The following is a 20,706-nucleotide window of genomic DNA, read 5'->3' as shown; positions in this document are numbered from 1 at the left end:
AGTCGGGGAACCGCAAGGGCGCACTGGCTTCTCTGTGTCTCTGTGATTCGTTCTCTCATGACCCGCGCGTAAGTCCTGCTTCTTTTAGTCTCCAGTCACATGTCCTGAACTCTGAGTTTTAACTTCTGATGGCTCAAGCTGAGGTTTTTGATACTTACCTGGATACTTATGCTGAAAATAAGCTTCCAGCACTTGTAAAACCATCGGCCCACAAACAGTACCGCCATGTTCGCCAGTATTTTCCCCAAAGGCCACAACCACAATTTCCGGCTTATTACTGGGGGCATAAGCACCAAACCAAGTATGATTTGGGCGATTAATACCAGCTTCAGCAGTGCCACTCTTCCCAGACGCTGGGGCAATTGTCGGCACGTCCAAGCGCTTACCTGTACCCTCACTCACCACCTTCCGCAGTCCCTCACGGAGAACTTTGATGGTTTCCGGCTTCATATTTAAAGATTCTCGCCAACTTTTTGCTTCTTCGTTGTCTTTGAGCAAATGCGGCTGAACTCGATACCCACCATTAGCAGGAACAGAAAACATAATCGCTGATTGCAGGGGTGTCACTTGCAAAGCGCCCTGACCAATTGACATATTAATGGTGTCACCTACACTCCAAGGCGTTTTCAAAACTTTCTGCTTCCATGTTTCATCTGGAACCAAGCCTTTTGATTCTTCGTTGGGAAATTCAATGCCAGTTTTTTGACCAAACCCGTATTTGCGACTCCATTGGATTAAAGTTGGGCCACCAACTTTTCTGCCAACTTGATAGAAAAAAGTATCACTACTCATAGCGATCGCTCTGGGAAATCCCAATGGGCCAAATCCGGCGTGGTTCCACTCACCAAAAGTTACCCCACCAACAGTCAGGGAACCAAAGGTCTGTAATACTGAGTCAGGAGAGAATTGACCTGATTCGAGTCCGGCTGTCGTAGTGACAATTTTGAAGGTACTAGCAGGTGGAAAGGCACTCAGGGCCCGATTAATCAAGGGATGGTCTTTACCTTGCACGCTTTCCCAATCTTTCTGGGAAAGTTTTTGTTTGGAGAAGATGTTTGGGTCAAAGGTGGGGTAAGATACCAGTGCTAAAACAGCACCGTTATTCGGGTCAAGTGCTGCGATCGCGCCTCGGTGATTTCCCAAAGCTTTTTCTGCTGCCTTTTGCACATCCAAATCTATGGTCAGGTGCAAATCGTTACCAGCTTTTGCCTGTTTCTCCCCCAAAACCCGGATTGGTCTACCCGCACCATCTACTTCCACCTGCTGACCGCCCCATTCGCCCCGCAGAGTTTTCTCATAGGCCTTTTCCACCCCCATTTGACCGATTACATCTCCCAGTCGATAGCCTTCCTGCTTCTTGTCCTTTAACTGGTCGGCGGTCAACTCCCGTGTATAACCGAGTACATGTGCTAATTCTTTGCCGTGAGGGTAATAACGCACAGAATCTCGATTAATTTCCACTTCTGGTAGTTCATTTTTATACTCCTTTAATGCCGTGATTTGTGCTTCATTTAGATCACGAGCAATGCGGATCAGCGAAGAAGAATTAGCACCTGCTAGTTCTAATTTCTTTTCCATCTCGTCTTGCGGGATGTTGAGAATTTGCGCTAAACGGGGACCTACTACTGACCAAGAAGGCTTAGTATGTGCCATCGGCCACAAATATACAGAGCTAGGATAGCGAGTACTGGCTAAAAGTTTGCCATTTCGGTCAAAAATATTGCCCCGTTCTGGTTGTTTAAGAATCATCCGAATTCGGTTCGCTTCGGCTCGTTCCCGGAGTTTTGGGCCTTCAACAATTTGCAAATATGCCAAACGAGCCTCAATCCCAGCGGTCATTAATAGGGTAAATACAATTAAAAATATTGATTGGAAACCACGTCCAACTGTACGGGTATCTTTTTTGCTGCCAATTAATGGGAATAAAGACATAAGACAAAGAATGATTCCAAGAGCGGTATTATCTGTATACAATTACCCTAAACTTATCCCCAGTAATGGGTACGAAAGAATCGGGCGAGTATATTCATTCCTGAACAATTGTTTTTGGCGGATACAATAAACCAAAGTGTCAAATCTAGTCTGCCCAATAGACTATTGACATCACGTAAGATCACGGCATTCTACTAAGGATTATGGCTCAAATTGTCATGCAGAATCAGAGGGGGATAACAACTTTTCAGCCACTTGATGTTGAACTGCGTAATGTCTTCAAGTTTTTTAACCAAGAACCAGCCGTAAATGGAATCGACTTGGATGTTAGACAAGGAGAATTTTTTAGTATTTTAGGCCCCTCCGGTTGTGGTAAAACAACAACACTACGCTTAATTGCTGGGTTTGAAATCGCTGACGCTGGCAAGGTATTGATTCAGGGTCAGTCTATGACTAATGTGCCGCCTTACCGCCGACCCGTCAATACTGTATTTCAAAGTTACGCTCTATTTAACCACTTGAATGTCTGGGATAACATCGCCTTTGGATTGAGGTTAAAAAAAATACGCAAATCGCAAATTGAAGCTAGAGTCGAAGAAGCTTTAAAACTGGTGAAAATGGAAAGTTTGCGATCGCGCTTTCCCAATCAACTTTCTGGTGGTCAACAGCAGCGAGTTGCTTTAGCAAGGGCCCTAGTCAACCGTCCCACGGTCGTATTACTGGATGAACCTTTAGGGGCGTTAGATTTTAAACTACGTAAGGAAATGCAGATTGAGTTATCAAATTTACACAAAGACTTGGGATTGACCTTTGTGATGGTGACACACGACCAGGAAGAAGCATTGTCTTTGAGCGATCGCATTGCCGTGATGAACCAAGGCAAAATTGAACAAGTTGGCACTCCCAGCCAAATTTATGAACGTCCCCAGACATCCTTTGTTGCTGATTTTATTGGCGATACTAATTTATTCAGCGGTGAAATCGTAGCGATAGACTCCTCTAATGTGCAAATTTCGACGAAAACGGGACTTTCAATTGTCATTAGCCGCGCTGAAGATACACCATCTGAATTATCACAAGCGGTGGTAGTGAGTGTGCGCCCAGAAAAAATACAGCTTTCGCTTTATCCACCCAATTTGCCAGCCAACTCCTTTGAAGGACGACTTGTCAATGTTATGTATTTGGGCACACACGTTAATTATGTTGTGGAATTAACAAATGGCATTAACATAAATGTGTTGCAACCTAATACTTTTGGCACTTTACCAGACCGCGACACGCCCATCTACGTTTGGTGGGCAGAAAATGATTGTTTAGCTATTAGTCAATAGTTATAAGAATCTGCCTTAATTAGTAAGAGGATCACTTTCTTCAGTTCCCTCGCTTGGTAAGGAATTCACTTACAATAAGAAATTATTAGTTTGCTCAGTCTGTCACCTGATATTTATAGCGGCTTGGTAGATAATTATTCTTAGTTAAATCCGATGAACCTATCCCACTAATAATATTTGTGGTAAAAAGCTTAAGCTTATTGAGAACTGAAAATGAAAAATTAAGGTTTTCAAGCACATTAGACCTCTTGCAAAAGTCAAAAAATCAGGAATGTCATTCTGAGCAAAACACAGTGGAGAGAAGAATCTCACCAGATGTTTCGCTTTGCTCAACATGACAATTTAAGCATTTATGCAAGAGGTCTATTTTACGAACAGAAGTAGGGTTTTTTAGAATAGTGGGGTAGGTTCATGGGTGCGAACGGTGAGTTATAACATTCAGTAATGGAATAACACCTTCACCCTGTACTAGGAATACCAACCCATGTCAATTTTGAAAAGAGTTCCTTGGGTATCCCTGGCGTTAGTACTGCTTAGTTACAGTACTTTGGGCTGGGTAATATCTGAAACACATGCTCCTCTGTTTGTGTGGCCGGTAACTGTAGTTGCTATCTTGCTTTTAATAGTAACGTTGACCGCTCCTTGGCCGAAAATGACATATTACTATAGTATTTTGCTTAAATCAAATACTAGGTCTTTCGGCATTGCCGTCTTAGCAGCTTTCTTGTTTTTTATTATGATTGCCTGGTTTTGGGTATTTCTTCATACCTTACTCATCATTTCAGCGACTATATTAGTCAGGATAGACTTTCAAAAAGCTGGTCTTAGGGAAGGGCTAGCCTTTTCTGCTGCGTCTATCTTTTCATTGGGAGGTTTAGCTTTGGGTGCGTTAACTTACAAGTTAATATATTCTCAAATTCCACTAACGTTATGAAGTATACCCAAAAAAGCTAGCGATGCATGTGGCAGGCTGTTTGGTATCGCTTTAGAATCGATATTGCTTACCTAAAGAGTTCTTTTTAGCTGAGATTCCCGACTTCTTAAAAAAGTCGGGAATCTTGTTCAATACTTACTTGGGTTCAAAATGCAGGCTGTTCAAACAGCACTAGAGAGAGGAAAAAATCCATGATAAAAATTGACACCCAACTAGTAACAACTGCTTTTGTTGCAGATTCTCCTACTTCTTTGGCTCCTCCTTTAGTAGTTAAACCCCAACTACAGCCAATGACAGCAACCAGTACACCAAAAATAAACCCTTTTAGTAAAATAATAAACAAATCTGACGGTTCTAAAAAATTTCTGACTGATTCTAAAAATGTTTCTGGAATAATTTTGTAAAACTGTGATGCAGCAAAAACTCCGCCGATGATGCCTGTAACTAAAGCCAAAATCGTCATCAAAGGCACCATTAAACTACAAGCAATTATTCTAGGAAGTACTAGATAATCAATTGGATCAGTTTTGAGCATATAAAGTGCATCAATTTGCTCTGTGACTTGCATTGCACCTATTTCTGCTGCAAAAGCAGAACCGACTTGTCCCGCCATAATACTAGCGGTCAAAATTGGAGCCAATTCTCTACAAAAAGCTAAGGCAAAAGCACCTCCCACAGCATCGACAGCCCCAAATCGGGCTAATTCCCTCGTTATTTGAATAGTAAAAATCATTCCTGCAAAATAGCTGACAAGGAGAACTGGAGAGATACAACTTGGCCCAGCAGTTACCATATGTTGCAGAATCTTGCGGTAGTACGTTTTTCCTTGGAGTAAATGTAGCCACACTTGACCGAAAAGCAGTACTGCCGCAAAACAGCGTATAATCCCACATTGCTCAAAATTTGTTTTTAGTCGCAATTTTATCGTCCTTAAAACTGACTTTTTTTGCACATATGTTACATCAATTCTTCAAAATAAGACTACAGATACAAATGGTGGAAACCCAGCCTGATGTAATCTAACTTTTTCAATTACGCAGACGCACAAAGTGCGGCTTCCCGTAAGATATTACAAATTGGTATTAGGGTATGGTACATGAACAGATGTACTGGATGTTTACCCTGAAAGTAGAGGAGGTGTTTGGACATGGTTTAACTTATACCAATTCTCTATGAAGATGCATAGAATAAAACCTGATGGAATAGAGCTTCAAGTATAAAATCATAACTTGTTCAAGAGGAGATTAACTCTGAAGATATTTGGGAACATCCCAATGCAAAAATTTACCAAAATCGTTACAAGTCATTGTGAATGAAGCGTACTTTTTCTCTACGAGACGCTCCACGAACGGAGAACCCGCAGGGTAATTGCTCTCAAATTCAGCCGCAGTAACGATATTGAGTTCTCTAGCACTGAGCAAAGCTGCTCACGCTGCTGTCTGATCCCACATCCTTGATGACGGTAACTATTAAAATTTAGATTCCGCCCACGAGAATAATTACTACAATAAAATAGTCACGCACCTAATCTCTGGAGTTCTAGCAGTGGGCTTATTTGATGATTTGAGTCGGTTTTTAGAAAACCGTTTAGAAGAATTCTTGCGTAACAATCCACATTTGGAGTTAGAGGCGCTGCTAGAACAGCTGCGTGAGCAAGAGGAAGACACATTAAAGCTGATTGCAGATTTACAATTACAAGAGAAGCGATCGCAAGAAGAAATTTTGTCCACCGCTCAAGAAATTCAGCGTTGGCATATCCGTGTTCAAAAAGCCAAAAACGCTGCCAGAGAGGATTTGGCAGCTGCGGCGGGTGAGCGAGAAGCAGCCCTATTGCGCGAAGGAAATCAGCGCTGGGGACATATGCAAGGGCTGAAAGAACGCATTAACCAATCTCAGGAACTACTGCGAAAAATTCAGCAGCGGCGACAGGAGGTGCAAGCTAAAGCTGCCGTTGCACAGACAGCCCATGCTAAAGCGCAAACTCACCAACGTTTGGAAACTAATGGCTGGTCAAATCAAACTAGCAGTTATTCTGGTGGGTTTGATGACTTAGAAGATAAGTTTCGTCGCTGGGAAACTCAAGATGAGTTAGACCAAATCAAGCGGAATCTAGGGAAATAATCGCAAAGGCTAAACTGGAAAGGATGAAAAATAAATAATAAATTTCATCCTTTATACTTCTGATTATATTTATTAGCTGTATTATTAATAACAAGTTTTGCAAGTTATTTGCTATTACAAATTTTACATGTTCACACTTAGCTCAATCATCAAACAAGTTAAATCTGGAAATTGTATTTAATTTACTAATCATGATTTTTTTTTCTGATAAGGTTTAGTAAAGCCAAGTTTTACCTTTTCTGTGTACTACTACTATCACATCGTAAAAACACCTAATTTTTTTGAGTAACAGCCAAGGAGGAGAGGATCTAGGAAATCTTGTCGTCATACCAATTCTATGTAAGGTTGTGCTTTATTCACGTAGGGGCAATTCATTAATTGACTCTACAGGGTGTTGTTTTGTGTAAGTTTTATAGGTGCATCTTCATACATAATTGGTATGAGAAAAGAGGAAGTGCAATTAAAATCACTTTTCTATTCGCTATTTTGTGTTGTTGCCGCAGTATTTCCCAAATGTTTGCCATAAGAACTGAGGCAGAAAAATAATATGTTTTTAGACATTTTAGCTAGCCTACAACGGCTATTTGTGGGTTATATTCCAGCCGTTGTATTGGGTAGTTTCATCGGTTATTTAATCGGCATCAATAGCATGATTTATCAGCTATTTAGGCTGATATTTCAGATACCACATAGTATCCCTCCTATAGCCTTATTACCTCTTGCCTTAATAGCACTTCCAGAGAAAGAATCAGCTGCTATTATAGTAGTTTTTCTGGGAACTCTCTGGACGATGATTATTAATACGGCAATAGGTATGCAACATTTTCATAGACAGAACAATAACTTTCGAGTAGCTATATTTCATATATTTCATGCCTTGAAAGTTAGCATTTGGGTAGCCTGGTTTATAGTTATTGCTACAGAAATGTTAACAGGGCCAAAAGGACTTGGTTTTACCCTCTGGAATGCTTATAAAGCTGGCAATGCCGATTACATAATCCAGGTGATCCTCTACATCGGTATCATTGGCTTTTTACTGGATCAGTTACTAGATTTTGCAGCTTATATTCTCTCGCAAATGGTTTCAGATGGGAAAAAATCTTCCTAAATTTTATTAGGCTTGTGCATTGTACCCTGCCAGCTAATAGTTTGTTTGCTTTGCAGAACGTATTCCCAAAGAACGAGTTGCTACAACTTCAATATCAACGTTGACACGAAAGCGTAAAGTTTCGTCATGAATTTTGAGCTTGCATAAAGCTAAAGTAAAACGGTTGTAGTCACGAGTCACAAGTTCGTTGGGAATATTCCTTTCATATTCAGTTTTGTAACCAGAAAAACCGTATAAGTTATTCTATGCGCGGTATTTCACGCGAAACTGAGTATTAATAGCATTGTCGAAATCACTAAGTCATTGCGATTGTTCCCGTAGTGCATAACCTACGCCACGGACTGTATGAATCAAACGCTTTTCATTATTTTCTTCCAACTTTAGTCGCAAATAACGAATATAAACCTCAATAATATTAGAATCACCCATGAAGTCATAACCCCAAACCTTTTCTAGAATTTGGTCTCTAGTAAACACCTGACGGGGATGTGAGAGGAGATATTCTAATAAGTCAAACTCTTTTGCTGTTAACTCAATGCTTCGTTTCACCCGAAAAACTTCACGGGTGCGGCGATTTAAGCTTAAATCTTCAAATTGCAACAAATCCTCGTCTGTTTCTTGTGTGCGGCGGAGATGAGCGCGAATTCTAGCTAGTAGTTCTTCAATGCTGAAGGGCTTAACTACATAATCATCGGCTCCCGCATCTAAACCTGCGACGCGATCGCTCACTTCATCTTTTGCTGTCAACAAAATCACTGGTATTGTACTGCCTGTTGTTCGCAAACGGCGGCAAATTTCCAAACCTGTCAGCCCTGGTAGCATCCAATCCAGAATCGCTAAATCTGGCGATGAGTCTCGCGCCAGGGTTAAACCAGCAATACCATCATGGGCTACACTTACCTGATATCCTTCGCTACAAAGTTCTAATTCTACAAATCGCGCCAGTTTGACTTCATCTTCCACCAAAAGGATATGTGCTGTCATATTTTTGCTCCTAAAGCAGGTAATGTGAGAATAAAAGTGCTACCATAACCTGGCTTGGCTCTGAAAGGATGGCAACTTTGCCTCCCATACCTTCGGCTAGGTGTTTCACAATAGATAAACCTAAGCCTGGTTTCCCAGTCGCACGAGCGCAGGAAGGGTCAACTTGGTACAAGGGTTCAAAAATGCGGGACTGCTGCGACAAGAGAATGCCATCACCCTTGTCGCTAACTTGAATGATTGCCCAACCACTAGTCTGAGTGAGTTGCAAGGTAACTAGATCACCCACATGCGAGTATTTAACTGCATTACTAATTAAATGGCTTAATAGCTGTATGAGTCGATTCCACTCTGCCTTTATTCTCACAGGAAACGGAACAACTTCCAAATTGATTGCCCGATGCTTAAATTTATCTGTCATTTGCACTATGTCTGCAACCAAATCATTTAATACTGCAAAACCTAAGAATTTCTCTACCAAGTCAGATGGAACTCTTATATGTAGGTAAACTGATTGTAAATATACTCCCTTCCCCTAACTTTGATTGCACACTTACACTACCCCCCATACCTTCTACAAGTGTCTTGACAATAGATAAACCCAAACCACAACCCCCAGTAGTATGAGAGCGGGATTCATCTACGCGGTAAAATCTCTCAAATATCCGTGCTTGCTGTTGCAAAGGAATCCCATAACCTCTGTCACAAACTTGAATAATCGCCTTGTCTTGAAGTTGATTCAATTTTAAAATTATGGGTGTATCAGCCTCAGAATACTTAACAGCATTATCAATCAAATTTAATAATACTTGTTTTAGGCGACTGTAGTCTGTTTTTATTTCAATTGGATAAACTTTTGACTCAATTGTAATTATGCGATCGCTATAAATTTCTGCCATCATGACAACTTCTTCAACTAAGTCATTCAGCACATAAGATTTCATTTGAAAATATAAGTAACCGCTATCTGCTCGTGCTAAATCAAGTAAATCTTGTAGTAGACGGATAGTGCGATCAGCTTCCGATGCAGCAGTTTCTAAAGCTTCTTGTTGGGTTTGGGTTAAGTTATTCTGCCTTCGCAAGACGCTTTGCAAGTAACCATGTACAATTGTCAAGGGTGTACGTAATTCGTGAGAAACGTTACTCACAAATTCTCGCTCTTGTTCCCATGATTGGGAAAGACGCGATAACAGCATAGTTAAAGTTTTAGCTAATTCTTTAACTTCACTGGGTGCATTATCAAGATATAGTTGTGCTTGTCCTAAATCTTCAGCGGAAATCACAGAAGCCATTTGATTTAGCTGGCGCAGAGGTTGCAGAGAACGCTTAATATAAAATGCGATCGCAGCAGTTAAAACAATAATTGCTAAAACACTAGTAATACCTAAACTCTGCACCATTACTACAAACATTCTCTGTTCGCGGGTAATATCTTTGACTACAAATAACTCACCGAGCAACTTACCCTGCACTTGCACAGAACTACCGCATAAAACAAAGTAGCTTTGGTTTACTTTGTAAACTTGTGGTTTAATCGGCATCTTAGTCAGGGACATTAACTCAGCTACCGTAGTATCAGATAACAAATTTAAAGTGGCAGATTTTACTAAAATTTTATTATCAGGACTTTTTAGCCATAATAATGTGTTGGTATTTGCCAAATTATTAATAGCCTTTTGCAATCCAGTTTCAGGTTGCATCATTTCACTATAAATTTGCACATCTTGTGGCAAGCGCTTGGCGATTTGCTCTATATTATACTTATGACTATCAACTAAAATTTGCTGCATTTTCCAACTAGTCCATGTAGCGAGGCTACCTAATACCAAAGCTGAAAATGCTGCAATACCAAGCGTGAGGCGTGACTGTAAGGAAAATGGGTCTATATTTATCCAACCTTTTATGATTTGCTTCACTGTTCTGGTTGCGTTTTAGGTGTTTAAGAAGGCTTGATCAATAAAATCAGACTGCTAAATGTAAAGTTACTTTCAACCGCTACATCTTTAGTTATAGCTGATTTGAACTTACCTCTGTTGTATACCTACAGTGAAAAAGGCAGCGATTTCAAGAAGATTGCTAAATATTTTTATTTCATCGCTTTCTCAATTATCTAAATTTTTATCTAATAATAATATAAATGCATTTACTAGTAATTAAATTAATTTATGCTGAGAATTACCTGAAATTTTATAATCCTATCTGCCTTAACTTTATACTCTTGTTTGAATGCAGGGCTGAAAGTTAATCTTGCTCTTTAATAGAGATAGTATATTTTAGAGAATAATCGCAGTCTTTAATTTATTTGTCTGTTTTAATTCAATATCTTTGGTGTTAGTGATATTTGTCCCTAGAGTGGCTCCCCAACCCACGCCAGTCGCTCATGGGAACCAGTCCATTGGGGAGATTCCCACCGTTGAAGGAATGCCACAAACTAACTTCCATTTCGCCAATTTGATTCATGGCATCCGCAATTTAAAGAAAATGCTCAAAGAACTTACTAGCTATATCTTCGGAAACAGGATTAATCTTTACTAATTCTAGAGCGATGCTTAAATATAGTATATTTCTACTTCAATATTCATATAAGTGAGTGATTGAGTGATGTTTTAAAAATATCAAGATTAATTAAACAATCCTATTTTAGGGTAAAGACTAAACCGTAACCATCCCAAAATATCTTACCTAGACTATAAAATAAATACGGTATACCTCCACAAGGTAAAACTTGAGATTTATTTAATAAATAGCCTTCTGTTTCAGCGTAAGTTGTGATTTCTTTTTCTGAAGGATTTCTAAACCAGATAAATTCAGATTCTAATAGACTTTGAATTCTCAGAACAAGATTAGTCAAATTATTGGGATTGTGATGGATAATAATAAGTTTTCCATCTTTTTTTAAAAGGTTTTTTAGAGATTTCAGCGCTTTAGGTATATTTTTAAAATAACATACGACTCCGTTCATTATAATGATATCAAATTGGTCTTTTCCGAGTTTAGATTTATAATCATCATTTTCCAAATCCATTTTAATCCATTCATATTTACCTTTTAAATTTAGTGATCTTTTTCGAGATATATCAATCATTTCTTCAGTTATATCAACACCTACACCTTCTACACTATAAATATTTTCCAAAGCTTCTACAATATCTATTAGATACAGACCGTTGCCACATCCAGCATCTAATATTTTTAGATTAAAATTTTTTTGTTGTGTTTTTGAATAAAATTCATGGATAGTATTTAATAACCACTGTCTTTTAATTTGATAGTGATAAGTTAAATTTTCATTATCCCATTTATCTGAGTAATAAGCAAAACTTTGACGGATTTTTTCTTCGTAATCTGTATCGGCAATCTGCGATTTAGAATTATATTTGTCTTGAGGTGATGGTGATGTCATACCTGTAACGTTTATGTGATTATAATTGTGCAAAAATAAAGCTCAAATATTAATGCTAAAAGGGTGTTAAACTAGGTAGTCAATAAAATAGATGTATGATAATGCAATTACCAAAATGTTTAGCGCATTCACAGCTTCTTGCTTACGAAAAAGTATTTCATATTTAATTGTTTGCCAACTTTCAGAAACTTTTTCTCCGATTTTATAATAAAACTTTTGGATATAGATAAGAAGGTTTTTACAAATTTCCAAGACTTAAGCAAAAAAATTCACTTTTGTAGTAAATTTAGGTGGGCATCTCTGCCCACCCCACAAGATTTTGACTAATCTTGTATCTAGCAACTGAAGCTGCACTTTCCACTTTACTGAGGTAGTATACCAGGAAGAGGAAGAGGTGGTAAGACCAGAATATTCTGCATCATTCCATGATCTTCATGATACAGGAGATGGCAGTGATAGACGAATTGGCCACCGACGAATTGGCCATTTTTGTATATGGAGTTGTCTGTGTCTAGATTGTAATCTTGATCGCCATCGAATTCGGCAGCAATGATCTTGTTTGTAAAGGGAATACGCACCACAGTTTTGGTTACTGTGTTAGAGTCACAACTATCATTATTATCCTTTGCTGTGGCACAAGGTGGGAGATCGACTACATCCTGATACCCCTGTGCATAGTTCGATGTAAGTTGGCTTTTACCATTGACCTCAGTAACCAAAAAATCGAGTTGGTGGATATGGAAGGCATGATGAATTGGTGTTGCATTTACAAGAGTCCATTCTTCAATATCACCCAGCCGGACGACTGTATCAAACTGATTCTCATCGTATATATTATCGTTGATATAAAACTCTCCCCCTCTCGCCGCTTTATTCTTATTAGTAAAATCTTGCGTGAACGTGAATGTACGTTGGTGGATCGCGGGTATCGACATCTTGGCTAGCTGATCAATACTTGGTAAATCATCGAACTTATCTTGTGGTTTTTGGCTCAGTATGTATTCTTCTAAAGCACCAACATCGTAGTTTACTTGCTCACCCTCAGATGAAACTGTTGCTACTGTGGGATTCGCTGCAAAGGTTGCCGAACTAGGAGCTTTTGGAGGATCACCTTTTTTTGGTGGTATTGTGTCTGTGTTCAAAACCTCGGTTGAGACTAGATTGTACTTTTGTCCCGATGGAGGTCCAATTACTAGTACCTCAACTCGATTACCAGGTGCTAGCAGAATCGGCTCTTTTTGTAAAAACGGCGGATTCACAATGTTGCCGTCGCGTGCCAATATGTACAAAGGACTTGTATCACCTGTTGACTTTTGTAGCGACAGATTTATGTAATTGTCTGCGCCAATATTGCCAATGCGCCAGAACTGAACCTCTCCCGGTCTAATAGTAATGTTGGGGTTGACTAAACCGTTGAGGGTGTAGCAGGCGTAGGTGTTTGGCGGGTCAGTTTTAAGCTGCTCCTTAAGCTGTAAATCCTTAAACAAAAGCACTCTCTCAGTGAGACTAGGCTTAAGCTGCGGGAGAATTCCCTTAATAGTCGTGTCATAGGGTTGCTCAATGTCCTTAGCAATCTCCTTGACAAAGTTAGGCTTATCTGGCTTCAGGGGAATTCCATTAATAATGGGGTAATAGTTCTCAATGCCTTTAATAATAATCCCACCTGACATGCCACTACTAACCTGTGAGTCGCTATCATCGTGGACATGCGGGTGATACCAGAACAGCCCAGGTTGATGATTCTCCGGGATCACGAAGTCCATTGGGTCGCTTTGTGCAGGACGAATGTGGGTGAGTACATCGTCAGCATATTCGGTTGCCGGTACGTTGAAACCATGATAATGAAAATTAGTATCTTGCGGAGCGCTTCCAGTCCATTGACCAGTCAAATTATTGTTCAGCTTTAGCTTGATAGTATCACCAGGTGATACCCGTAAGACTGGTGGCATGTAGGCTGGTTTGTCCTCGGTTTGGTAGAGAGCAATCCTCTGGTTGTTTGAGTCCGTCTGGAACCCCGCTTCGTCGCTGTATGTTGCTTGATAGCTGCTTTTGAAAGTTACGTTTCCGAGGGTGAAAGACTCTGGATTAATAACATTTAAGGTTGCATTTAATACATGATTGCTGTTGCTGTCTATGTAGTCCAGACCCAGATTTTTTTGGAAGTCTACCGGCTGATTAGTATTGGGACAATTTCGCGGCTGTGGGGGGGCCTCGCCTTGTGGTCCACCTGGTCTTGGGGCACCTAGCCTTGGTTTACCAAATTGCGCTTCTTGCTGTCGCGCTTGCTCTCGATATTGCGGAGGAGTATTCCTCAAATCAAAAGCTATTACTTTCGCTGGAAACGTGCTTATAGAGATGAAAATGCCTACTAAAATCGTGAGCAGCAGCTTATACAGAAACTGAGATAAACGTTTCATAACCATGAGTGAGTTAAATCTTTACAAAAGTGAGATTACAAGCCCCTAGATTCATCCGTGGGGATATTTTAAGTTGTGCGTTCTTCAAATGGGATTGTTATCAAAATGAGAGTTCACGCCGTGTGCAACTCTTTCTCAAACCTAACCCCCAACCCCAACGCTACAAGGGTTGGGGAGTAAGAATCCAAGCCTCTCAAAAGTGAGAGAGCGGGATGGAAGCAGGGTTCTAAGAATAAGTTGCACATTGCGTGAGTTCACTATTCAAATATTATTAAATTACAGTCAGAGACCCTGCTGTGTCTCTCTCATTTATCTAACAAGTGACATCATATCGACATCTTGTACAGATATGACAACCTGTCATATGAATAAATATGACAGATAAAATTTGAGAATTTATACACAAATAATGAGATAATATGCAAGTTTTGGTCATTAAAAAAAATCTCGTTAATCTTTTTGCTTATCTATGGAATATGGTATTCTCACAGCAGGAGGAGCTCTGGTAGCCGAAGCTTTTGGGGCGAAGAATATAGATCAAGCTAGGCGGATCGCTTGTCAGGAATTATGCCTAGCAGGTGTTCTGTCTTTAGAGGATGTTTTAAAAGTCCAAGAAGGTATAAATTTTACGTTCTGACTGGGTTAACTCCGACAAAAAATCAATATTTTAGCCATGTGCTGAGATACTATGCAGTGTTAACAATGAGAGCAAAAGATACTTTTAAAACATCCTCTTAGCCGTAATGCTTCTAATTTGGTATTGGGGTTCTATTCTGCTATTATCAGCAGTGACTTGAATTGCGTATTTTGTCTAGTAATTGCCAACAAGATTGCCAGTAGTGAGGATGCAAAATAGGGGGTTGTGTTGTCAGAAATGAGTGGAATGGTAAATTAAGAAGTTGATGTGCTGCTCAATGCAATGTAGCACTCCAGCTAGTTAATCTAAACACCAAAATATTGTCAGAAATTATGAGCGACCTAAAACCAATTACCGAAAGTGCATTTGCAGAAACTGTAGCGATCGCCAAATTACCCAGCGAATTTGGTCAGTTCAAAATTTATGGCTACCGTAATACTCTGGACAACTCAGAAAACGTTGCGATCGTCAAGGGTGAACCGACAAAGTTCGACAACTCGGTAATGGTAAGAATACACTCAGAATGCTTAACGGGGGATGCCTTGGGTTCTCTGCGCTGTGATTGTGGAATGCAGTTGCAAATAGCACTGAGGATGATTGATAAAGCAGGTCAAGGGGTGATAATTTATTTGGCGCAAGAGGGAAGAGGTATTGGTCTGTTGAATAAGGTGAAAGCTTATTCTTTGCAAGATTTGGGATTGGATACAGTCGAAGCAAATGAACGTCTGGGATTCTCTGCTGACCTCCGTGACTACAGCATGGCGGCGCAAATACTTAAGAATTTAGGGGTGAATCAAATTCGCTTGATTACTAATAATCCTCGCAAAATTGCTCGTTTACAAAACTACGGTATTGAGGTAGTCGAACGTATTCCTTTAGCGATTGAACCCAATGACTACAATTTAAATTATTTGACGACTAAGGCAAAGAAGTTGGGGCATCTTCTAAAAGTAAAACACCGACAATCTCTAGCAATAAATGCATTGAAAATTGATGAATATTTAGAAGATATTTGGTCAGCATTGCTAGAATGCAAGGAGGTCATGAAAAATGAACCTCCCCAACTTAATGAATATTGGGCTTTTTTTGGTAATGCAAAAAGTCCGTGGAGTTTCCAAAAACTTTATAACAAAAAGATCCCTAATATTCCAGAAAGTGATTTCTTAATTATTATCGATTTTCCAAATGATTTCTGTCAAAACTTGAATTTCGCAAATCAACTATTTTCTCAAGTACAATCTGCCATCGTATTCAAAAGCGGCTCCCCTTTTAAAAGCGATATCGTGCAAGATGCCCAATGTTTTAAAGGAATGTGGAGCAACAATGGATGGCAAACTTTTTCCTTATATATAAGGCTCTTAGTTGCTCAAAGAGAAGCTTACTTAGAAAAGCGTCCCTTTCTAATGGCTCACTTGGCACAATCTCTTGACGGCAAAATTGCAGCAGTCAATGGAAACTCTCAGTGGCTCAGTAACGAGGCTAACTTGAAACATGCTCATCGTCTGCGTGCTCTTCATGATGCCGTCATGGTAGGAGCAGTAACGGCAACACTCGACAACCCTAAGTTAACGGTTCGTTTAGTAACTGGCAAGCATCCAACTCCTGTGATTATAGAAGGTCAAAACGATTTGAGGGTTGATGATTTGCACATGATGGCGCTTCATGAAAGAGTGATTGTGTTATGTCCTCAAGAAAAGCAGCATCGAGTACTAACACAAACAGCCAAAGAAAAAATTTTGGAGCTTCCTATATCTGCAACAAAAGATTCTCAAGAAAGACACGTTTTAGCTCCCTCGGAAATTTTAAAGGTTTTATATGAAAATGGCATTTCAACTATTTTTTTGGAAGGTGGGGGGCAAACCGTATCCTATTTCTTACAAGCTGATTGCATAGAGCTACTGCATCTCCATTTTTCTCCTTTAATTTTGGGTTCTGGACGGTCGAGTTTCACCCTTCCAGTTATAGGCTCGATCGACGAAGGACTCCGCTTTAAAATGAAACACTTCGATCTCGATGGAGAAATTCTGGTGGAATTGCTCCAAGATAAGCAGTCACGCATTTAATTTGCTCGTTGAGGCTGATCAGGAAGTCAGAGAGATGAATTGTTTGTGCTTTTGCTTAAGACTACGCAATTAAAATGTACAACAGCTTTAAAGATGTCTACAAATTCTTCAGCTTATGCCTACTGGTTAGTCTCTCCAAGCAAGGGTGAAATTAGAGAAACCTCAGTCACGCCGTCCCTTAAAGATCCTCTATTTTTGGACACGCTCTACACTGGGATTAGTCCGGGTACAGAGCGGCTGGTAGGTCTAGCAAAAGTCCCCCAAGAGTGCTGGGAAACGATGCGTTGTTGGTATATGGAAGGCAGTTTTGCCTTGCCTTTAAAGTACGGTTACAGTCTTGTTGGTCAAGCTGATGAAGGTGACAATCAGGGGAAACGATTTTTTGTCATGCATCCCCACCAATCGAGAGTCGTCGTCGAGAGTTCTGATGCTTTAGAGTTACCAGATTGGTTACCTAGCAAACGGGCGACTTTAATTCCTAACACGGAAACAGCCTTAAATGCGGTCTGGGATGCCGAAGTTAGTCAGGGCGATCGCATTCTAATTGTTGGTGCAGGCATTATCGGTATTCTGATTAGCTTTGTCCTCAGCAAAGAGTATGGTATTGCAGCAGACTTTTTAGAACAAGATAAGCAGCGAATTGAATACTTAGAACAACTACCTTGGCTGCAAAATTCCCGTTTAACGACCGACTACAAAGAAGGCGATTACAATATCGTTTTCCATACCAGTGCTTCTTCTTCTGGACTTCAAAGTGCGATTAATGCTCTAGCTTTTGAAGGTCGCTGTATCGAACTGAGTTGGTACGGAACACAATCGGTTTCCTTGCAATTAGGGGGTTCCTTTCATTACCAACGCAAACAAATTATCGCTTCTCAAGTTTCCGCGATCGCCAGACCGATGCGAAAGCTGATTGACTATCGCCAGCGCAAAGAACGGGTTTTGAGCTTGCTCGCAGATGCAGCCGTAGATATTCTCTTGGAACCTGTGATTTCTTTTAGAGACTTGCCACAATTTATGTCACAGTTATATCAGCGTCAAGTGCATCCAGTTTCGCCATTAATTGAGTATTAAAAATCATGTTTTCTGTTGCAGTAAAAGACCACATTATGATTGCCCATAGCTTCCAAGGGGAAATTTTTGGCCCCGCTCAAAAGCTACACGGAGCAAGCTATATAGTCACGGCTGAATTCAAAGTACCTCAGTTGGATAAAGATGGTTTAGTAATTGATATCGGTCAGGCGATCGCAATTCTCAAAGAAGTTCTAGAACCATTAAATTACCAAAATCTGGATACTCTTGAACAATTTAAGGGGATAAATACAACAACAGAACACATGGCTTTTTATATTCACCAGCAAATTAGCAAACAGGTCAATTCTTTTTTCCAAGGCTCTCTCAAAGTTACTCTGGAGGAAAGTCATATTGCTTGGGGAAGCTATGAAGCTGAGGTATGAAGCAAGCATAATCCATTTTATTCAACCTCAATTGAGTCATGTATCAGGAGGCTCGATTTACAATTTAGAAATTGTCAAACGCCTAGAGCAGTCAGCCAAAGGCAAGGGATTTTTTTACGCCTTAAATAGCCCCGTTAGCGAGCTGATTGAGCGTTTCAATGCTTTGCCTTCTAGCTGCACCTTTGTGCTTGATGGACTCTACTTAACAATTCCTGAATTCAAAGCTTCTGTTGAAAAATTTACTCTTTATTTCCAGCAGATTTACCTGATGCTTCACTATCTTGAGTCGAGGAATATCTACTACTCAAATCAGGAAAAGGATGCCCTCTGGACTAGCGAGAAACTATGGTTAAAAGCTGTGAATGGGATTATTGTTCCCAGCTTACAAATGCGAGATTATCTCTCAAATCAGGGCATAGAAAAAGATAAGATTACAGTAGCTTTTCCAGGGATAGAAAAGGTTCAAGTGTCCCGTTTGTCTCATCCCAAGAAACTTTCTGAACAAGAGCCGATAAATCTGATTACAGTAGGAACATTTTCTCAAGGCAAAGGACAACTCGATTTAGTACAAATGTTAGCTCAGATGCAGGTGAAAAATTTTCGCCTGCATTTGATTGGTGACTGCGAACAGAACGCCAGTTACACAGAGGAGATTCTTGAGATAATAGAGCGATCGCGTCTTCAAGATTGGATCATTTTACATGGCTACCTTCCGCAACAGGCTATGTTTGACTTGTTCCCCCAATGCGCTCTTTATCTCTCCCCATCTACCTATGAGAGTTACTCTATGGCTACCGCTGAAGCAGTTGTTCACGGACTACCCGTATTAGCTTATGCAACGGGAGCAATTGTTGACTGGATTGAGGATGGTAGCAATGGCATACTAATTGAGCCAGGTAAGCAGGAGCAGTTTTTCAAAGCACTCACAAGGCTGCTTACAGTGCCTAATGAACTCACTCAGTTACAGACAAATGCTTTGGCTCACATCGCTAACCTATCCTTTAATTCTTGGGATAAAACTTATCGGGATTTTTTACAAGCATTTAACAAGTGACAATGAATAAAAACCAAAAATTAGCTCAATGGCTAGAACATCGTATTTCCTATGATGCTAAAGCGCGTAACTTAAATGTGGAAACAAGCTGCCAAGAATATCTCAAAAGGCAAAAAAAGCTCAAAATTATTGATTTTGGAGCAGGTACAGGAGCTAACTGCCGCTACTACTTTAGCAAAATTTCCCAGGAGCAGGAGTGGTTTCTAGTCGAACAAAATCAGGAACTTTTGGAAATCGCCCTTGATAAGCTAATCGTCTGGGCGCAGGAAAATGGATATGAGTCACAATTGCAAAACTCCAGATTGGTCTTGACAAATCAAGTTCATAAAATTACCATCCATAGAATTGTCGGCTCTATTTTGGATCTGGAAAATCTCATAGACTTAAATACTTTCGACTTAGCTGTCGCCAATGCAGTGTTCGATTTGTTTAGCGAAAAGCAGTTTCAGACACTACTCGAATGTTTAAAAAAGTATCAATTGCCGATGCTAGCTAGTATTAACTATACTGGCATGAATTTTATTCCTCAAACCGATAACGATTCGGACTTTATTAAATACTACCATCAGCATATGCAGCGCCATCAATACTTCGGCAGGGGGATGGGCCCTGAGTGCGGTTCCTTTATGTGGGAAGCAATGAAGGGTATTGGGATGAAGGTATTACAAGGAGAAAGTCCGTGGGAAATCAGTAACAGCGATCCTGTCTTTATTGAGTTCATCTTAGGGTTTATGGAAGAATCGATTCCAGAAATTATTGAAGAAGCAACTTTGCAGGATGAGTTAAATACCTGGTTGCTTGAAAAACAACAGATGATTGCTCAAAAAAAGCTTAGTTGTAGCGTCGCGCATCAAGATTTTTGGGGTTACTGGGAGTAGCTAGAGAGCCAGTTTAGTAGCAATCTGCAATTAGGCTTGACCCAAGGGATGAGAAAAATTTAAATTATCTGGTATCCATTTGAGTAAAACGTGAGTTCGACGGGTCAGAGACTACGGTGTACACACAAGTATGACCAGCATAGGTTTCAACTCTTTTGGTTGTTTCGTAGGGTGCGTTATGGAGATGCCAAAATAAGAAATGCGCTCGCCGAAATAACAAATGAGTTCGCCGAAATAACAAATGAGTTCGCCAAAATAACAAATGAGTTCGCCAAAATAACAAATGAGTTCGCCGAAATAACAAATGAGTTCGCCGAAATAACAAATGAGTTCGCCAAAATAACAAATGAGTTCGCCGAAATAACAAATGAGTTCGCCGAAATAACAAAT

At 40.0% G+C, this 20,706-nt stretch carries 20 protein-coding genes and 1 pseudogene; 12 read left to right on the top strand and 9 right to left on the bottom strand.

Annotated elements, in window-relative coordinates:
* Positions 1-84: 84 nt before the first annotated feature.
* Positions 85-1,932 (bottom strand): penicillin-binding protein 2, encoded by a 1,848-nt coding sequence (gene mrdA / locus V7K40_RS31290; protein ID WP_334966755.1) that lies wholly within the window; start codon positions 1,930-1,932, stop codon positions 85-87.
* Positions 1,933-2,135: 203 nt separating this feature from the next.
* Here mrdA and V7K40_RS31285 point away from each other — a divergent pair, with 203 nt between their 5' ends.
* Together V7K40_RS31285 and V7K40_RS31280 are read left to right on the top strand one after the other, a co-directional pair.
* Positions 2,136-3,263, top strand: a complete 1,128-nt coding sequence (locus V7K40_RS31285) for an ABC transporter ATP-binding protein (RefSeq protein WP_334966753.1) — start codon at positions 2,136-2,138, stop codon at positions 3,261-3,263.
* A gap of 484 nt (positions 3,264-3,747) precedes the next feature.
* Complete coding sequence (locus V7K40_RS31280) at positions 3,748-4,197, top strand: hypothetical protein (RefSeq protein ID WP_334966751.1); 450 nt, start codon at positions 3,748-3,750, stop codon at positions 4,195-4,197.
* A gap of 145 nt (positions 4,198-4,342) precedes the next feature.
* On the opposite strand, the gene V7K40_RS31275 is transcribed toward V7K40_RS31280, so the two are convergent.
* On the bottom strand, positions 4,343-5,116 hold the full coding sequence (locus V7K40_RS31275; protein ID WP_334966748.1) for an MlaE family lipid ABC transporter permease subunit: 774 nt from the start codon (positions 5,114-5,116) through the stop codon (positions 4,343-4,345).
* 626 nt (positions 5,117-5,742) lie between these two features.
* On the opposite strand from V7K40_RS31275, the gene V7K40_RS31270 reads away from it, so the two are divergent.
* A complete protein-coding gene (locus V7K40_RS31270) occupies positions 5,743-6,318 on the top strand; it encodes a TIGR04376 family protein (protein ID WP_334966746.1) in 576 nt (191 codons plus the stop codon).
* A 547-nt stretch (positions 6,319-6,865) separates the two neighbouring features.
* On the top strand, positions 6,866-7,426 hold the full coding sequence (locus tag V7K40_RS31265; protein ID WP_334966744.1) for a nitrate transporter: 561 nt from the start codon (positions 6,866-6,868) through the stop codon (positions 7,424-7,426).
* Positions 7,427-7,459: 33 nt separating this feature from the next.
* Here the strand turns inward: V7K40_RS31265 and V7K40_RS31260 are convergent, their stop codons facing one another.
* The 7 genes from V7K40_RS31260 to V7K40_RS31230 form a co-directional block, all read right to left on the bottom strand.
* Positions 7,460-7,606 (bottom strand): hypothetical protein, encoded by a 147-nt coding sequence (locus V7K40_RS31260; RefSeq protein WP_334966742.1) that lies wholly within the window; start codon positions 7,604-7,606, stop codon positions 7,460-7,462.
* Between the two features lie 120 nt (positions 7,607-7,726).
* Positions 7,727-8,410, bottom strand: coding sequence for a response regulator transcription factor (locus V7K40_RS31255; protein WP_334966740.1), 684 nt, complete (start codon positions 8,408-8,410; stop codon positions 7,727-7,729).
* A gap of 10 nt (positions 8,411-8,420) precedes the next feature.
* On the bottom strand, positions 8,421-8,828 hold the full coding sequence (locus V7K40_RS31250) for an ATP-binding protein (RefSeq protein WP_334966738.1): 408 nt from the start codon (positions 8,826-8,828) through the stop codon (positions 8,421-8,423).
* Positions 8,829-8,889: 61 nt separating this feature from the next.
* Positions 8,890-10,323 carry a HAMP domain-containing sensor histidine kinase gene (locus V7K40_RS31245; RefSeq protein ID WP_334966737.1) on the bottom strand — a complete coding sequence of 478 codons (1,434 nt, stop codon included), beginning with the start codon at positions 10,321-10,323 and terminating at the stop codon, positions 8,890-8,892.
* 415 nt (positions 10,324-10,738) lie between these two features.
* Positions 10,739-10,867, bottom strand: coding sequence for a hypothetical protein (locus V7K40_RS31240; protein ID WP_334966734.1), 129 nt, complete (start codon positions 10,865-10,867; stop codon positions 10,739-10,741).
* A 175-nt stretch (positions 10,868-11,042) separates the two neighbouring features.
* Positions 11,043-11,810, bottom strand: coding sequence for a class I SAM-dependent methyltransferase (locus V7K40_RS31235; protein WP_334966732.1), 768 nt, complete (start codon positions 11,808-11,810; stop codon positions 11,043-11,045).
* Positions 11,811-12,172: 362 nt separating this feature from the next.
* Positions 12,173-14,227 (bottom strand): multicopper oxidase domain-containing protein, encoded by a 2,055-nt coding sequence (locus V7K40_RS31230; protein ID WP_334966730.1) that lies wholly within the window; start codon positions 14,225-14,227, stop codon positions 12,173-12,175.
* Between the two features lie 469 nt (positions 14,228-14,696).
* Here V7K40_RS31230 and V7K40_RS31225 point away from each other — a divergent pair, with 469 nt between their 5' ends.
* The 8 genes and pseudogenes from V7K40_RS31225 to V7K40_RS31190 form a co-directional block, all read left to right on the top strand.
* Positions 14,697-14,864 (top strand): hypothetical protein, encoded by a 168-nt coding sequence (locus V7K40_RS31225; protein WP_334966728.1) that lies wholly within the window; start codon positions 14,697-14,699, stop codon positions 14,862-14,864.
* Positions 14,865-15,247: 383 nt separating this feature from the next.
* A pseudogene (gene ribA, locus V7K40_RS31220) lies at positions 15,248-15,844 on the top strand (GTP cyclohydrolase II); the annotation flags it as partial.
* A 63-nt stretch (positions 15,845-15,907) separates the two neighbouring features.
* Positions 15,908-16,927, top strand: coding sequence for a RibD family protein (locus tag V7K40_RS31215; RefSeq protein ID WP_334966865.1), 1,020 nt, complete (start codon positions 15,908-15,910; stop codon positions 16,925-16,927).
* A gap of 93 nt (positions 16,928-17,020) precedes the next feature.
* A complete protein-coding gene (locus V7K40_RS31210) occupies positions 17,021-18,001 on the top strand; it encodes a zinc-binding alcohol dehydrogenase (protein WP_334966726.1) in 981 nt (326 codons plus the stop codon).
* Between the two features lie 5 nt (positions 18,002-18,006).
* Complete coding sequence (locus V7K40_RS31205; RefSeq protein WP_334966724.1) at positions 18,007-18,384, top strand: 6-carboxytetrahydropterin synthase; 378 nt, start codon at positions 18,007-18,009, stop codon at positions 18,382-18,384.
* Positions 18,368-19,438, top strand: a complete 1,071-nt coding sequence (locus V7K40_RS31200; RefSeq protein WP_334966722.1) for a glycosyltransferase family 4 protein — start codon at positions 18,368-18,370, stop codon at positions 19,436-19,438. The genes V7K40_RS31205 and V7K40_RS31200 overlap by 17 nt, the downstream gene beginning before the upstream one ends.
* Before the next feature lie 2 nt (positions 19,439-19,440).
* On the top strand, positions 19,441-20,316 hold the full coding sequence (locus tag V7K40_RS31195) for a class I SAM-dependent methyltransferase (protein ID WP_334966720.1): 876 nt from the start codon (positions 19,441-19,443) through the stop codon (positions 20,314-20,316).
* 90 nt (positions 20,317-20,406) lie between these two features.
* Positions 20,407-20,706, top strand: a 300-nt coding sequence (locus tag V7K40_RS31190; RefSeq protein ID WP_334966718.1) for a hypothetical protein, incomplete at its 3' end; no start/stop codon positions are given.

Origin of the sequence: Nostoc sp., assembly GCF_036917195.1 — a bacterium.
In the GTDB taxonomy this organism is placed as follows: Bacteria; Cyanobacteriota; Cyanobacteriia; order Cyanobacteriales; family Nostocaceae; genus Nostoc.
Note: the sequence above shows the minus strand (reverse complement) of the source record. Positions and strands in the feature narration are given on the sequence as shown.

Coding starts and splice junctions, on each gene's coding strand:
- mrdA (WP_334966755.1), bottom strand. CDS start 1,932: ATGTCTTTATTCCCATTAATTGGCAGCAAAAAAGATACCCGTACAGTT.
- V7K40_RS31285 (WP_334966753.1), top strand. CDS start 2,136: ATGGCTCAAATTGTCATGCAGAATCAGAGGGGGATAACAACTTTTCAG.
- V7K40_RS31280 (WP_334966751.1), top strand. CDS start 3,748: ATGTCAATTTTGAAAAGAGTTCCTTGGGTATCCCTGGCGTTAGTACTG.
- V7K40_RS31265 (WP_334966744.1), top strand. CDS start 6,866: ATGTTTTTAGACATTTTAGCTAGCCTACAACGGCTATTTGTGGGTTAT.
- V7K40_RS31255 (WP_334966740.1), bottom strand. CDS start 8,410: ATGACAGCACATATCCTTTTGGTGGAAGATGAAGTCAAACTGGCGCGA.
- V7K40_RS31250 (WP_334966738.1), bottom strand. CDS start 8,828: ATGACAGATAAATTTAAGCATCGGGCAATCAATTTGGAAGTTGTTCCG.
- V7K40_RS31240 (WP_334966734.1), bottom strand. CDS start 10,867: ATGAATCAAATTGGCGAAATGGAAGTTAGTTTGTGGCATTCCTTCAAC.
- V7K40_RS31235 (WP_334966732.1), bottom strand. CDS start 11,810: ATGACATCACCATCACCTCAAGACAAATATAATTCTAAATCGCAGATT.
- V7K40_RS31230 (WP_334966730.1), bottom strand. CDS start 14,227: ATGAAACGTTTATCTCAGTTTCTGTATAAGCTGCTGCTCACGATTTTA.
- V7K40_RS31225 (WP_334966728.1), top strand. CDS start 14,697: ATGGAATATGGTATTCTCACAGCAGGAGGAGCTCTGGTAGCCGAAGCT.
- V7K40_RS31215 (WP_334966865.1), top strand. CDS start 15,908: ATGAAAAATGAACCTCCCCAACTTAATGAATATTGGGCTTTTTTTGGT.
- V7K40_RS31210 (WP_334966726.1), top strand. CDS start 17,021: ATGTCTACAAATTCTTCAGCTTATGCCTACTGGTTAGTCTCTCCAAGC.
- V7K40_RS31205 (WP_334966724.1), top strand. CDS start 18,007: ATGTTTTCTGTTGCAGTAAAAGACCACATTATGATTGCCCATAGCTTC.
- V7K40_RS31200 (WP_334966722.1), top strand. CDS start 18,368: ATGAAGCTGAGGTATGAAGCAAGCATAATCCATTTTATTCAACCTCAA.
- V7K40_RS31195 (WP_334966720.1), top strand. CDS start 19,441: ATGAATAAAAACCAAAAATTAGCTCAATGGCTAGAACATCGTATTTCC.